Genomic DNA, 15,217 nt, shown 5'->3' with positions numbered 1-15,217 from the left:
GAGATGCCGGGGCTTCTTCTGTGAGACTAGCTTAGTTTGAACTGAGCAATGCTTCGTTGAAGCTCACTTGCCATATCAGACAGGCTTTCTGAAGACGCAGCGATTTGTTCCATGGAAGCAAGCTGCTCCTCGGTAGCGGCTGATCCTTCCTGCATGCCGGTCCGATTCACATCCGCGATTTTCTGGATGTTGTGGACAGCGACAACGACTTGCTCGGAGCCTGTAGCCACCTGCTGAGCTGCCTCGGATACGTGATGGATCTGGCGGGCTACATTATGAACAGATGTCTGAATCTCGGCGAATGATTGACCGGCCAGTTTGACGGTTTCGATTCCTGTTGAGACTTCTTTTGTGCCTTCTTTCATTGTTTCAGCTGCATTCTCCATCTCGTGCTGAATCGTTTGGATCACATCGGAGATTTGTCCGGCAGAGAGGGCTGATTGTTCAGCCAGCTTGCGTACTTCATCTGCTACTACGGCAAACCCCTTACCCTGATCGCCCGCTCGTGCTGCCTCAATTGCTGCGTTGAGGGCAAGCAGATTCGTCTGATCAGCAATAGCGGTGATGACTTCAACAATCTGACCAATTTCCTGTGATCTTGTTTTTAAGTTATCCATCGTCCCCCCATTTGAAGAACAGTCTGGTGAAGGGTGTTCATTTGCTCGATCGTCTTCTGGATCGTATGGTTACCGTAATTTGCTTTTTCAGATGCTTCTTCAGCGATGTGAGAGAGTGTGTTTGCCTGCTCGGTAATGTCATGAATTTGCACTGCCATCGTCTCCATCGTGGCAGACGTATCGTCTACATTTTGTGCCTGTTTCTCCGAGCCACAGGCTACTCCCTGGATGATGGTAGCAATTTGTCCGCTTGCTTTCTCCGTCTGTTCCGCACTGGCTGTTAGTTCTTCTGAGGAAGCAGACAACTGTTCCGATTTTTCTTTAACATGATGAACCATACTGCGCAGTTTCTCGCTCATTTTATTAAATTCAGTAGCCAGTTCCCCTAGTTCGTCGTGTACTCGTATTCTTACGGTCTGACTGAGATCGCCTTCACTCACGCGACGAGCAGCTTGAATGAAGGTGCGCAGACGGCCAATAAGTGAGCGCAGGACGAAGAAGTTTTGGATGCCTACAATTGCAAAAGTAATAACCATAACCCAAAGCATCGCGGTTAGAATGGGACGTGCGGCGATTTGTGGCTCGTTGACATACATCGTACCCGCAAGTTTCCAACCGGTTGTCTTGTTTGTTGTAAAGAACAGTTTTTTCTGTTTGCCTTCGAATTCATAGTCGAATTCACCGCTCGGCTTGCTGTACATCTGAATGGACTGTTTCGTGTTAGTCTGAGTACCTAGTTTGCCAGTTGGGTGGACCAGATAATGACGTGATACGTCCAGCAGGTATGGATAGCCGCCGTTCCCGATCTTGACATGGCTGATCTGTGTGCCCAGGTCTTTGAGGCTCATCGTGGCTGCGATCGCGATTGTGCTGTCGGGAAGTGTCCGGATGAAGGAGACACGCATATCTTTGGATTTCGCATCCAGGTACGGTTCGCCTAAAATGACCTGACCGCTGTTCTCGACAGCCTTACGATAAAGGTCTGCGTTGATCGGTTGAGATTCCGCAGACGGAGTGGAGGCAGTGTATAGCACCTGGCTTGCGGAGAGAACCGAAACATTCGTTAGTTCTGCACGTGATGTCAGGAAGCGAATAAGCGTTTCTTTCACTTGTGCCTGATTGCTGCCAGCAGCCATACGGCTTTGCAAAAGGTCACTTAACAAGTCGAGGCTTCGTATTTCTTCCTCTATGTATTTGGTAATCATTTGATCAAGGAATACAATATTATTGCGCGCGCTCTGTAAAATTTGCTCTTCGACTTTTTTCTCCGCTGTCTGATATGAAATAACTCCGAGCAGTAAAGTCGGCAACAATACACTTATCGTTAGCGTTAGAATCATCTTCCATTTTATTGAAAGATTTTTTTTCAGTTTCATATACCCTCCTCCTACTTAATGTGAAGCAAGTCGTGAATTATTTCTTTTTGTATAAAATAATCATACTTTATATAAATCGTTAAAACTAGGAAAATGGTCATGAATATGTGAAAGAACAATGACGCTATTTTCGGGATGGAGTTGTGTATAATAGATGAAGAATGGTTTTTGATTCTAGAATTGCAGGTGGATACATATGGTTAGTACAAAATGGAAACAAATGGTTATGGAACGTCGAGAAGCCGATCTGGCAGCAGGCGGACCCATCCGGATTTTGGGGATTGAGACAAGCTGTGATGAGACATCGGCTGCTGTGATTGAGAATGGACGCACCATTCTGTCGAATGTGATTTCGTCGCAGATTGAGAGTCATAAACGATTTGGCGGCGTTGTACCGGAAGTCGCATCACGCCATCATGTGGAGAACATTACACTTATTATTGAGCAGGCACTTCAAGAAGCATCATGTACATGGGATGATATTCACGCGATTGCAGTCACATACGGCCCTGGACTTGTCGGAGCACTTCTGGTAGGAGTGGCGGCGGCTAAATCGATCGCATTTGCACGCGGGATTCCACTAGTGGGCGTGCATCATATTGCCGGCCATATTTATGCGAATCGCTTTGCTAAGGAGTTTGAATTTCCGCTTCTGGCACTTGTCGTATCCGGTGGACATACAGAACTTGTGTATATGAAAGAACATGGCTCGTATGAGATCATTGGGCAGACACGTGATGATGCGGTTGGAGAGGCGTATGATAAAGTTGCCCGCTCGCTCGGGTTGCCGTATCCGGGCGGCCCGCATATTGATCGTCTGGCACAGGAGGGTACAGCATCTATTCCACTGCCGCGTGCGTGGCTGGAAGCGGGCTCGTATGATTTTAGTTTTAGTGGTTTGAAGTCGGCCGTACTCAATGTGCTGCACAATGCGAATCAACGTGGAGAAACGATTGAAGCGGCAGAGCTTGCGGCCAGCTTCCAGGCATCTGTTGTGGAAGTGTTGGTCGAGAAAACATTCCGGTTAATACAGGAGCGGCCAGTTAAGCAGCTTTTGCTTGCGGGTGGAGTTGCTGCGAATAAAGGGCTGCGGGCGGCGCTTGCCAGCCGGGCAGCTGTGGAAGGTGTTGAGCTGCTAATCCCACCACTTTCTCTCTGTACAGACAATGCGGCCATGATCGCAGGAGCGGGATATATTGTTTATCAAAAAGGGATTCTGGCGGATATGGATCTAAATGGGATCGCTAGTTTACCACTACAATAAAAGGGCAACCCTATTTATAGGGCTGCCCTTTTTTCTGTGGATAGACCGTTAATAAAGTTATGCACAGGTTGTGAGTAATGTGGATATATCCGTGGATAACTTGATATATCTATACTGATTTTGTGGATAAAAATGTGGGTATGTGGAAAAAGGAGAGGGGATTTATATACAATGAAAAAGCTCTCTTTCTTTTGTTTCATAATAAATGTGTATTTATTTGTATCTTACCCTGTAGCGGGGGCGAGTTATACACAACCAGCCGTTTACACGGTTCTGATCCCTACCTTATCGTCAGAAGATATCCACAACTTGTCCCGAAATTCAGAATTTTTATGGTTAAAGGAAGCAGCTATCGGCGTGATGAATACGCGAACTGCTGCTTCTTTGCAAGATATCCACACAACAGCTACAATCGCGTCCGGCGTCCGTGCAGCCTATCCCGAACAGGGAAGGCGCTCGTCTGGCGTGGCGGAGCAGAACGGAAAAATACTACGTCAGTATAGACAGTTACATGGCACACTTCCTGTTAATCTAACCGAAGAGAGTATTCTTCTTCCTTATATTCCGTCGCTTGAAAAAGAAAATGAGTGGCGTAATACCGGAGCTATCCCTGGGTTACTAGGAGAGGTGCTAGAGCAGCATGGAATTCAACGGGCGTCCGCTGGAAACAGTGACACAGATAGCATAAGCCGTCTGGCACCTCTTCTCACAATGAATCGTCAGGGGGTTACCCCATACGGAGCGGTTGGCGCGGATATTTTGAGGGATGTGTCTGACTTTCCGGGCGGTCGCCGGATAGATGGGGAACGATTGCTTGCCAAAGCAGCCACCTGGCGGCAGAACGGCGTACGCTTTATTGTGTTTGAGCACGGAGATCTTGCACGCCTGGCACGGTATCGCCAGGGGATGAGTGAGAGTCGGTATGCTGAGCTGCGGGCGAGTGTGCTTCGTGAGACACTTGTATGGATTGGAGCGCTGCGCAAACAGATGCAAGCGGGAGATCGCTTGCTAGTCGTATCTGCATCTCTGCCTGCGGAAGCAATTGCACAGAAAAAACGTCTGGCCCCGATTTTTCTGTGGGATGGGCAGTCTAGCGGTTTGTTGACGTCCGGCACGACGCGGCGGCCAGGACTCATTGCCAATATCGACATTGCTCCCACCATCTTAACTTGGTTTGGTATCCCGGTTCCATCGGAGATGAAGGGGTTACCGTTATCCGTCGTAAGAGAGGGGGGACAGACAGAACTGTGGCAGGAAGTAGAGAAAATGGACCATATATACGCGACGAGACCGGCTATTCTGTATCCGTATGTTGGGCTCGTTGTGTTCTCGCTTATACTGGCTGTGGTTACACTACTCCCATGGATCAGAATAAGGTGCTTGCGATGGTGGCCGCCTGCGCTACTTCCGTTTGGCCTGCGTGCCCTTTTGTTCGTGCCGCCTGTGCTGCTTTTCCTCCCTCTTATGCCGGGCTTGCCCGAGCCGACTGTTGTCTGGCTGCTTTTGCTGGGGATCTGTTCAACTGGGGCGTATGCGATAGGGCGTCTGCCATTTGCAACCTGTTTTTTCTGGATTGGCGTTCTGAGCTGGCTTCCGTTGTTGCTGGATGGCTTATCTGGTGCTGAGTTAATCAAGCATTCCTATCTAGGCTATGATCCGGTGATTGGTGCGCGGTATTACGGCATTGGCAATGAATACATGGGCGTACTGTTGGGTGGCTGGGCACTTAGTCTGGCGCTACTAGCTGAATATGCAGGACTGCGACGACGTGGCTGTGGGATAGTGGCTACAGTAAGCGGACTGGTTCTGCTTGTATATGTTGCCTGGCCGGGGCTTGGAAGTAAGGCTGGCGGGATTTTCGTGTTTCTGGCAGCGGGTTTGTACCTGGGGATGCGGATTACGGGCATTCCATTTTCCTGGCGTACGATTACGTTGGCGAGTGGAATGGCACTGGCCGGTGCGGTACTATTTCTTATAGTCAATTACCGACTTCCAGCCGTGGATCAGTCTCATATCGGGCGGGCTGTGGGTGAGCTTATGGTGGGCAATTGGTCAGAGATTGGACGGATTGTGGAGCGCAAAGTGGCGATGAACTGGAAGCTGATTCTATCATCAGCATGGAGTCGTCTGTTTCTTATCAGTTTGGTGCTGGCTGCACTAGTTGCTTCTAGGCGCCGGGCAGAGAGCCAGAGACTGATCGCCCGACACCCGGGGCTTCCCACTGCATTCGGTACGATTGGGATCGGTTCTATTGTGGCTGTGCTCCTGAATGATTCCGGGATTATTACGGCCGCGCTTGCGGTATTGTATGCGCTTGTTCCGTACATATGTGGTCTTTTGGATGAAACAAAGCTGTCCAAAAAGCCAGAACATAGCGAACAGGATAGTTTTTCGTGATATCGACAACGTGTGGGGGGAGGGAGTGGGAGAAGGAAGGAGCCGTTCGCTTCGGTACGCTTGCAGAGAAGCGGCGGCTGTCCGCTCCGGGAGCCCGGCGAACGTGCCCGCACAACGTTTTGGTTTACAAAAAACACACGACGCTAGAACAGATTTGTTAGGATCACAACTGGCTTTTTGGAAGCCTGCTTCCTTATTTTTTACCTGCATAGCAAAGCTCAGTCTCTTGATTATGCTTGATGGTTTTCATACAAACGGTGTTAGGAGCGGGATCGGGCGGGGGCACGGAACGCCTGTACGCGACTTCCCAGCGGAAGGGGTCAGACGAACGGGCCTTTGCCCACAACGCTTCGCTGCACATACATCGTGGGCATGTTTTGTGGGCGAGTTCGCGTGGCACCTGGAGCGGACAGCCCCCACTCCGTAGCGAGCGTACCAAAGTGACGAGGCCCCGCCCGATCCCGATCCTCCACCACACTTTGGAGAAAATCTCACCCAAGAAAAAAGAGGCTGTCTCAGTCGCCATGTTCTGGCTTTTGAGACAGCCTCGTTCCGAATCATTCCAGCTCTTCTTGTAGATCAGTCCATTCTTCCAGACAGGCATCGAGTTCGCCGCGAAGCTGTTCGAGCTCTGTCGTCAGAGCGAGTGCCTGCTCATGGTCACCGAATACATCCGGGTGGCACAATTGGGCTTCGATTTCCGCTATTCTCGCTTCGAATCGCTCAATGTTTCCTTCCAGTTCTTCGATGCGGCGCTGACGCTGGCGCTCCATTTTTTTCGCTTCTTTATCCTGGCTGAAGCGTTTTTTGCTTGTTTCAGCAGAAGTTAGCAGCTGATCAGAGGAGGAAGATGCCTTAGATGCAGCCGCTGATTTTAGCTCGGCTAGTTCATCTTTTTTTGCTATATAGTAGTCGTAGTTGCCAAGATAAGAGATGACTCCATCTGGTGTCATCTCCAGTACACGAGTCGCAATTTTATTCAGGAAGTAGCGGTCATGAGACACGAACAGAATCGTTCCCGGATACTCATCCAGTGCTTCTTCTAGAATCTCTTTGCTGAACAGGTCAAGATGGTTTGTCGGTTCGTCGAGAATAAGCAGATTTGCTTTTTGCAGCATGAGCTTGGCGAGTGAGACGCGGGCCTTCTCGCCGCCGCTTAGCTCACTAATCTTCTTAAGCACATCGTCTCCGCTGAACAGGAAGTTGCCGAGCACGGTGCGCACGTCTTTTTCCTGCATGGATGGATAGTCGTCCCACAGTTCATGGAGCACTTGCTTAGTTGGATTAAGTGCTTCCTGTTCCTGATCATAGAAACCAATCAGTACATTGCTACCGTATGAGATCTCGCCAGCAAGCGGTTGAATGCGCCCCACGATCGTTTTAAGCAGCGTGGATTTGCCAAGTCCGTTCGGGCCAAGCAGCGCGATACGTTCGCCGCGTGCCACATCGAATGTCAGGTGGCGAGCAAGCGGCTTATCGTGGTAGCCGACTGCTACGTCGCGTGTCATCAGCACTTGATTGCCGCTCACCTTCTCGATATCAAAACTAAACTGGGCCCGCTTTAATTCACCAGCCGGTCGGTCCATCACATCCATGCGATCAAGCTGCTTGCGGCGGCTCTGGGCTCGTTTGGTTGTGGAAGCGCGAGCGATATTGCGCTGGATGAACTGTTCGATGCGTGAAATCTCCGCCTGCTGCTTCTCGAACTGACGGAGTTGCTGCTCTAAGCGTTCACCTTTCTGAAGGAGATAGCTGCTGTAGTTGCCGGTGTAGCGTGTGACATGTGTCCGTTCCAGCTCATAGATGATGTTCACAAGCGAGTCGAGAAAGAAACGGTCATGCGATACGACAAGTAGAGCGCCTGGATAGCCAAGCAGATACTTCTCAAGCCAGCCAAGGGTTTCGATGTCGAGATAGTTGGTCGGCTCATCGAGAATGAGCACATCCGGTTGCAAGAGAAGCAGGCGGGCAAGCGCAAGACGTGTTTTCTGGCCGCCACTTAGTTGTTGAATCGGTACGGTGTACTGCTCCGGGAAAAATCGCATGCCGTGCAGAACGGAGCGTGTCGTCGCTTCATATTGATAGCCACCCTGTGCCTTAAAATCATCGACAAGATGAGAGTACGTATTCAAAAGGCGTTCGTGCAGGGGGGGGCTGCAATACTAGCTGGATCGGCGATTTGCTTCTCGAGCCGTCGAAGTTCCGCTTCTTTTTCTTTGAAATGGGAGAACACAAGCATCATCTCATCCCAGATGGTTCGATCCGTATCGAGACCGCTGTCCTGGGCAAGGTAGCCAATTGTTGTATCTTTTGCTTTAATAATGTCGCCTTCATCCTGAAGCATTTGTCCAGTGATGATCTTCAGCAGCGTCGATTTGCCAGCGCCGTTCACGCCGACAAGGCCAATGCGCTCGCCGCTTTGAAGAACCATATTGATATTCGAGAGCACGGGATTCGCGCTGAATGATTTGGCGATGTTCTGGGTTTGCAATAAAATCATAAAATATCCACCTCAGTCCTTCTATCCACAGTTCATTTTAACGTAAAATGGATGGAGAAGAAACAGGGGAGGGAAGCAAGTGGAGGCAGATAAAAAGCAGGAGAAGAAGCGGTTGCGCCACGATATGTTAGCTAAGAGAGCGACAATGGAAGCGGAAGAGAGACAGATGAAGTCTGACGCAGTCGTACGACACTTGCTTGCGATGCCAGAAATCCAGGAGGCTGAGCGCATTTTTACGTTTCTATCTTTTGGAGATGAAGTGAATCTCGACACGTTTGTGGATGCCTGTGTGGAGTCAGGCAAACAGATATATATTCCGAAAACAGACCCCACAAGTAAACAGATGACACTATATCGGTTTAAAGACTGGGGCGACCTGGTGAGTGGACCGTACGGCATTCGGGAACCAGGTGTGACACGCGCGGGAGCGTGGTGTTGGCAGGGAGAAGAGTTTCATGCTATTATTGTACCCGGTGTTGCATTTACCCCAAGCGGACTGCGCATGGGGTATGGTGGGGGCTATTATGATCGTTTTTTAGCTGCGCTGTCAAAAAAGCCGCTACTGGCTGCGGTATGTTTCGATGTGCAGATGGTAGATTCTCTGCCATTCGAGCCGCATGATAGTCGGGTTGATCGAATCATAACCGAGCAGGGTGTCACAATTTGTTCACGATTTTGACAATGTATACAGAGATTGAGCATGCCTGAATCGGACGGTTTTACAGTACAATAGACTGAGGATTCTATTGAATTTTTTGAATGTAACGGAGGTTTGCCTGAATGTGGAAAATTGGGGTCATTACATCTAGCAACTCGGTTTATCGCGGAGAAAGAGAAAATGATTGTTTTCCGAAGCTGGAAGGATTGCTGAAGCAAAATCTAGATGCGGCAGTAGCAGAGCATCGACTGTCACCAGACAATATCGAGCTGTTGAAGGAGAATATGATTGAACTGGTAGACCGCGAACGGGTGGACCTGTTGATAACAATTGGAGGGACAGGCTTAAGTCCGGAAGATGTAACTCCAGAAGCAACTGAGCTTGTCATTGACCGTCATGTACCGGGACTGGCAGAAGAAATGCGCCGTAGTGCGATGGAACATTCCCGCAAAGTGCTTTTGACGCGTGCAACGGTTGGAACACGTGGCAATGCCCTCGTTATTAACCTGCCGGGAAGCTTACCGGCTATGGAATGGTGTTTCCTTGCTATTGTGGATCAGATCTCGTCAGCACTTGGGATCATTCAGGGTAAAAGTGAAAATATTGCAAAATAGCAACGGCTGACGATTAGAGAAGAGAAAGTTTTTACGATATAAGATCATAGAGAAAAGAACCAGTAGAGAGCCGAATCGTCGGCTCTTTTTTTTATAATAAAATGTAGAAACTATTAAAACTAACTTGACCAATCGGGATTATTGTAATATAAATTAATTTGATTGATAAATGATCAGGAGGGAAACATCATGAACGTGCTATGGGTACTTGTGAACATAGCAGTACTACTTGCTATTATTTTTGGTTTATATACCATGCAACGAAAGCATGTCTCCTTCTCGAAGCGTGTATTTACAGCGCTTGGACTGGGGATTGTATTTGGTCTTGTTTTACAATGGATATACGGACAGGAGTCCGAAACGCTTAAAACATCCATTGACTGGTTTAACATTGTCGGGGATGGGTACGTGACCTTCCTACAGATGATTGTGATGCCGCTTGTATTCATCTCGATTCTTTCGGCTTTTACAAAAGTTCAACTGACGAACAATATCGGGAAAATTAGCACGCTGATTATTGCGATTCTCGTCGGAACAACGGCCGTTGCTGCATCAATCGGGATTGCTTCAGCACTCGGCTTCAAACTAGAGGCGGTGCAAATCCATCAGGGTGACGCGGAAATGAAACGCGCTGCCGCGCTGGAAGAGAAACTTGGCAAAGTGGAAGATATGACGCTTCCAGAAAAGATCGTGGAGCTGCTTCCAGCGAATCCGTTTCTGGATCTGACAGGGGATCGTCCTACGTCTACTATTGCGGTGGTTATCTTTTCCGCATTTCTCGGCTTTGCCTATCTTGGTGTAAAGCAAAAACAGCCGGAACAGGCTGAATTTTTTGTGAAGATAGTAGAAGCGGTGTATGCGGTCATTATGCGTGTTGTTACGCTCATTCTTCGTTTGACGCCATACGGTATTCTGGCGATGATGACAAAGGTGACAGCGACAAGTGATTATGATGCGATCTGGAAGCTTGGCAAATTTGTTATGGCATCGTATGCGGCACTTATTGTAATGTTCATCATTCATCTACTTTTGTTGACATTTGCGGGTCTGAATCCGGTCACATACGTGAAGAAAGTGATTCCGGTTTTGACATTTGCGTTTACGTCCCGCACAAGCGCAGGGACTCTGCCGTTGAATGTGAAGACACAGACAAAAGAGCTTGGTGTGCCAGAAGGAATCGCAAACTTTGCCGGTTCATTCGGTCTCTCGATTGGTCAGAACGGCTGCGCTGGTATTTATCCGGCGATGCTGGCGATTATGATTGCGCCGACAGTTGGTGTTAATCCGCTTTCCCCATCCTTTATTTTCACGTTGATTGCGGTAGTAGCGATCAGCTCATTCGGGGTGGCTGGTGTAGGTGGCGGTGCGACATTTGCGGCGTTGCTTGTGCTCTCCGCTATGAATCTTCCGGTTGGTCTCGCGGGGCTTCTTATTTCGGTTGAGCCACTGATTGACATGGGGCGTACGGCACTTAATGTAAGTGGCAGTATGACAGCAGGCGTTCTTACAAGTAAGCTGACAAAAGAATTGAATACAGACTTATACGCAGCTCCGAAACAGGGGCAGCTAGAAGTCTGATTCTATAAGAAAAACAGACCCCCTTGAGCCTTCTGGGCATTAAAGGGGGTTTATTGTTAGGTAAGTCTAATAAGGTATAAACTTGTCCCGTCACGGATAGAATGGGAAAGGAAAAATTTTTCCTCGGAACGCTTGCCAAATAGGGGAGAAATGGCTATTATAATAATTGTGTTAGCACTCGATAGATGAGAGTGCTAACAATCAAAAGTTACAGGGAGGTTGTTTTCAGTGTTAAAGCCATTAGGTGATCGTGTGATTATCGAAGCTATCGCAAAAGAAGAAACGACTGCTAGCGGAATCGTACTTCCGGAAACAGCGAAAGAGAAACCGCAGGAAGGTAAAATCGTTGCTGTAGGCAGTGGTCGCGTAATGGAAAACGGCGAGCGCGTAGCTCTCGAAGTAAAGGAAGGCCAGAAGGTCATCTACTCGAAATACGCAGGCACAGAAGTGAAGTTCGACGGTAAAGAACTTCTGATCATGCGCGAAAGCGACATTCTCGCAATTGTTGACTAATCACTGAGAACGGCATTTTGATAAGTACACACAGGTACGTAATTCCACCGTTCAAATAACGATAAACTTACATATTCAGGAGGCGAAGTCAGAATGGCTAAAGATATTCGTTTTAGCGAAGAAGCACGCCGCGCAATGCTCCGTGGTGTAGATGCACTGGCAGACGCAGTAAAAGTAACACTCGGACCGAAAGGCCGTAACGTTGTACTTGAGAAAAAATTTGGCTCTCCGCTTATCACAAATGATGGCGTGAGCATCGCGAAAGAAATCGAACTCGAAGATGCATTCGAGAACATGGGCGCACAGCTCGTAAAAGAAGTAGCAACAAAAACAAACGATGTAGCGGGTGACGGTACAACAACTGCAACGGTTCTGGCACAAGCGATGATCCGTGAAGGTCTGAAAAACGTTACAGCGGGCGCTAACCCGATGGATATCCGTAAAGGTATCGACAAAGCGGTTCGCAAAGCAGTTGAAGAACTGCACGCAATCTCTAAGCCAATCGAAGGCAAAGAGTCTATCGCTCAAGTTGCAGCTATTTCTGCTGGCGACCAAGAAATCGGTCAACTGATCGCAGAAGCTATGGAAAAAGTCGGCAAAGATGGCGTTATCACTGTGGAAGAATCTAAAGGCTTCACAACAGAGCTTGATGTTGTAGAAGGTATGCAATTCGACCGTGGCTACGCATCTCCATACATGATCACAGACACAGACAAGATGGAAGCGGTTCTTGACAACCCGTTCATCCTGATCACAGATAAGAAAATCACAAGCATTCAAGAAATGCTGCCAGTACTCGAGAAAGTTGTACAACAAGGCAAACCGCTTCTCCTCATCGCTGAAGATGTAGAAGGCGAAGCGCTGGCAACTCTCGTAGTAAACAAACTGCGTGGTACATTCAATGCAGTAGCAGTTAAAGCTCCAGGCTTTGGCGATCGTCGTAAAGCGATGCTCGAAGATATCGCAGCACTTACTGGCGGTCAGGTTATCACAGAAGACCTCGGTCTTGACCTGAAATCTGCTGGTCTTGAGCAACTCGGCCGTGCGGGCAAAGTTGTGGTTACAAAAGAAAACACAACGATCGTAGAAGGCGCTGGCGACAAAGCAGCAATCGATGCTCGTGTGAACCAAATCCGTTCTGCAATCGAAACAACTACATCTGAATTCGACAAAGAAAAACTGCAAGAGCGTCTGGCGAAACTCGCAGGTGGCGTAGCAGTGATCAAAGTCGGTGCAGCAACTGAAACAGAACTGAAAGAAAAGAAACTCCGTATTGAAGATGCTCTCAACGCGACTCGTGCAGCGGTTGAAGAAGGTATCGTAGCGGGCGGTGGTACTGCGCTTGTATCTATCTACAACAGTGTAGAGCAAGTGGAAGCTACTGCTGACGAAGCAACAGGCGTACGCATCGTACTGCGTGCTCTTGAAGAGCCAGTACGTCAGATCGCAGCGAATGCAGGCCTTGAAGGTTCTGTAATCGTAGAGCGTCTGAAAAAAGAAGCTGTAGGCACAGGCTTCAATGCTGCAACTGAGCAGTGGGTGAACATGATTGAAGCGGGGATCGTTGACCCTGCAAAAGTAACTCGCTCTGCGCTGCAAAACGCAGCATCTGTAGCAGCAATGTTCCTGACTACAGAAGCAATCGTTGCTGACAAGCCGGAGAAAAATGCACCAGGCATGCCTGATATGGGCGGCATGGGTGGCATGGGCGGCATGGGAATGATGTAAGAACATTCGCAAATGCGAATGTTCGGAACCTCTGGAATATATCCAGGGGTTCTTTTTTATGTATGGAACCGTAAAATCCGTACATTATCCATAAAAAAATGAATTACGTACGGATGTAATCTATTGACTTTTCCCCGCCCTCTGGTAAACTTATCTCGTTAAAACAAATATCAATAGCACGACCTCATATAATCTCAGGGATATGGCCTGAAAGTTTCTACCGAATGACCGTAAAACTCGTTCGACTATGAGGCAGACACCATGCCAGGTTTCTGCCACTCTATCCAGACGGTTTACTTGTATAGAGGGTTCCTGGTTTTTTTTGTTTTATACGGGGAAACTAGAGAGGCAAAGTTTGTGAATCCCATATTTCATACAATGTCTTTCTCCCATATTTTCAACGCAAATACAGAAGGGGATGTTTACCACAATGGACAAGCCGAAAGAGTTAGTAATCGTACTTGACTTCGGAGGACAGTACAACCAGTTAATTGCACGTCGGGTGCGCGATCTCGGTGTTTTCAGTGAACTTGTGGCCTACAATACGCCGGCAGAAGAGCTGAAAAAGCTTAACCCGAAAGGAATTATCTTCTCAGGTGGCCCAGCCAGTGTCTATGCAGAAGGAGCGCCTCAGAGCGATCCAGCCATTTATGATCTTGGCGTGCCAGTGCTTGGTATTTGCTACGGCATGCAGCTGATGTCGCACCAGCTTAAAGGGAAAGTAGAATCTGCGAACGTTCGTGAATATGGCCGTTCTGATATTGCCATTCATAATGACACGCCATTTTTCAAAGATCTTAACAAAACTGAAACGGTGTGGATGAGCCATACAGATAAAGTAATCGAAGTGCCAGAAGGATTCCGCATTGATGCGAGCAATGAAGCGTGCCCGGTCGCAGCCATCAGCAATCCAGATCGTAACTTCTATGGCGTGCAGTTCCACCCGGAAGTGCAGCATTCTGTACGCGGCAACGACATGATTAAGAACTTCTTGTTCGAGATCTGTAAGTGCGAAGGCAGTTGGACGATGGAGAACTACATCGACATGATGGTGGAAGACATTCGCCAGCAAGTTGGGGACAAAAAAGTGCTGTGTGCACTGAGTGGTGGCGTAGATTCTTCTGTCGTAGCCGTTCTCATCCATAAGGCGATTGGCGATCAACTGACCTGTATGTTTGTGGATCACGGCTTGCTGCGCAAAGGCGAAGCAGAAAGTGTTATGGAAACATTCGGTGAGAAGTTCCACATGAACTTGATCAAAATTGATGCGCGTGATCGATTCTTGGGCAAACTAAAAGGTGTATCTGATCCTGAACAGAAGCGCAAAATTATCGGTAACGAATTCATTTATGTATTTGAAGAAGAAGCAAGTAAGTTGACGGACATGAACTTCCTTGCACAAGGTACACTGTATACAGATATTGTAGAGAGTGGCACGGCGACAGCGCAGACAATCAAGTCACACCATAACGTGGGCGGTCTGCCGGAAGACATGAAGTTTGAACTGATCGAGCCGCTGAACAAGCTGTTCAAAGATGAAGTGCGCAAAGTGGGCGAAGAGCTCGGTATGCCGCATGAAATCGTATGGCGTCAGCCATTCCCGGGTCCAGGTCTTGGCATCCGTGTGCTGGGAGAGGTAACCGAAGAGAAGCTCGAAATCGTACGCGAGTCTGACTTCGTTCTGCGCGATGAAATCAAAAAAGCCGGTCTTGAGCGCGAAGTATGGCAGTACTTTACTGTACTTCCGGACGTTCGCAGTGTAGGGGTTATGGGAGATGGTCGTACGTACGATTACACCATTGGTATTCGTGCTGTTACATCCATTGACGGCATGACAGCAGACTGGGCACGTATTCCTTTCGATGTTTTGGAAAAAATCTCAGTTCGCATTGTAAACGAAGTGAAACACATTAACCGCGTCGTGTATGATATCACTTCTAAGCCACCGGCAACTATTGAGTGGGAATAAGAA

General features: G+C 48.4%; 11 protein-coding genes, 1 pseudogene and 1 riboswitch. Of the genes and pseudogenes, 8 read left to right on the top strand and 4 right to left on the bottom strand.

Going from position 1 to position 15,217, the window contains the following annotated elements; genetic code table 11:
* Positions 1–26 precede the first annotated feature (26 nt).
* Both CB4_RS20485 and CB4_RS20480 read right to left on the bottom strand, forming a co-directional pair.
* Positions 27–617: a methyl-accepting chemotaxis protein gene (locus CB4_RS20485; RefSeq protein WP_096467527.1), complete on the bottom strand. Its 591-nt coding sequence runs from the start codon at positions 615–617 to the stop codon at positions 27–29.
* On the bottom strand, positions 605–1,993 hold the full coding sequence (locus tag CB4_RS20480) for a methyl-accepting chemotaxis protein (protein ID WP_096467526.1): 1,389 nt from the start codon (positions 1,991–1,993) through the stop codon (positions 605–607). Before CB4_RS20480 ends, CB4_RS20485 begins: the two co-directional genes overlap by 13 nt.
* 226 nt (positions 1,994–2,219) lie before the next feature.
* On the opposite strand from CB4_RS20480, the gene tsaD reads away from it, so the two are divergent.
* Together tsaD and CB4_RS20470 are read left to right on the top strand one after the other, a co-directional pair.
* The gene (gene tsaD, locus CB4_RS20475; protein ID WP_231956286.1) at positions 2,220–3,257 is read left to right on the top strand and encodes a tRNA (adenosine(37)-N6)-threonylcarbamoyltransferase complex transferase subunit TsaD; all 1,038 of its coding nucleotides are present in this window, start codon (positions 2,220–2,222) and stop codon (positions 3,255–3,257) included.
* Between the two features lie 309 nt (positions 3,258–3,566).
* Positions 3,567–5,654 (top strand): hypothetical protein, encoded by a 2,088-nt coding sequence (locus tag CB4_RS20470; RefSeq protein ID WP_146226624.1) that lies wholly within the window; start codon positions 3,567–3,569, stop codon positions 5,652–5,654.
* Positions 5,655–5,974: 320 nt separating this feature from the next.
* On the opposite strand, the gene CB4_RS21795 is transcribed toward CB4_RS20470, so the two are convergent.
* Positions 5,975–6,130 (bottom strand): hypothetical protein, encoded by a 156-nt coding sequence (locus CB4_RS21795; protein WP_181419274.1) that lies wholly within the window; start codon positions 6,128–6,130, stop codon positions 5,975–5,977.
* 81 nt (positions 6,131–6,211) lie between these two features.
* Positions 6,212–8,154: pseudogene (locus CB4_RS20460) on the bottom strand (ABC-F family ATP-binding cassette domain-containing protein).
* A 79-nt stretch (positions 8,155–8,233) separates the two neighbouring features.
* On the opposite strand from CB4_RS20460, the gene CB4_RS20455 reads away from it, so the two are divergent.
* From CB4_RS20455 to guaA, 6 genes are all read left to right on the top strand, one after another.
* Entirely contained in the window at positions 8,234–8,833 is a 600-nt protein-coding gene (locus tag CB4_RS20455) for a 5-formyltetrahydrofolate cyclo-ligase (protein ID WP_096467522.1), read from the top strand.
* A 101-nt stretch (positions 8,834–8,934) separates the two neighbouring features.
* Positions 8,935–9,426 carry a MogA/MoaB family molybdenum cofactor biosynthesis protein gene (locus CB4_RS20450; protein WP_096467521.1) on the top strand — a complete coding sequence of 164 codons (492 nt, stop codon included), beginning with the start codon at positions 8,935–8,937 and terminating at the stop codon, positions 9,424–9,426.
* A gap of 189 nt (positions 9,427–9,615) precedes the next feature.
* Positions 9,616–11,004 carry an L-cystine transporter gene (locus CB4_RS20445; protein WP_096467520.1) on the top strand — a complete coding sequence of 463 codons (1,389 nt, stop codon included), beginning with the start codon at positions 9,616–9,618 and terminating at the stop codon, positions 11,002–11,004.
* A gap of 228 nt (positions 11,005–11,232) precedes the next feature.
* A complete protein-coding gene (gene groES, locus CB4_RS20440; RefSeq protein ID WP_096467519.1) occupies positions 11,233–11,517 on the top strand; it encodes a co-chaperone GroES in 285 nt (94 codons plus the stop codon).
* Positions 11,518–11,610: 93 nt separating this feature from the next.
* On the top strand, positions 11,611–13,245 hold the full coding sequence (gene groL / locus CB4_RS20435) for a chaperonin GroEL (RefSeq protein WP_096467518.1): 1,635 nt from the start codon (positions 11,611–11,613) through the stop codon (positions 13,243–13,245).
* Between the two features lie 164 nt (positions 13,246–13,409).
* Positions 13,410–13,513, top strand: a riboswitch (purine riboswitch).
* Positions 13,514–13,675: 162 nt separating this feature from the next.
* Positions 13,676–15,214 carry a glutamine-hydrolyzing GMP synthase gene (guaA, locus tag CB4_RS20430; protein ID WP_096467517.1) on the top strand — a complete coding sequence of 513 codons (1,539 nt, stop codon included), beginning with the start codon at positions 13,676–13,678 and terminating at the stop codon, positions 15,212–15,214.
* Positions 15,215–15,217 lie beyond the last annotated feature (3 nt).

It is taken from the genome of Aneurinibacillus soli (assembly GCF_002355375.1).
GTDB lineage: Bacteria > Bacillota > Bacilli > Aneurinibacillales > Aneurinibacillaceae > Aneurinibacillus > Aneurinibacillus soli.
This window is presented reverse-complemented; position numbering and strand designations above follow the sequence as displayed.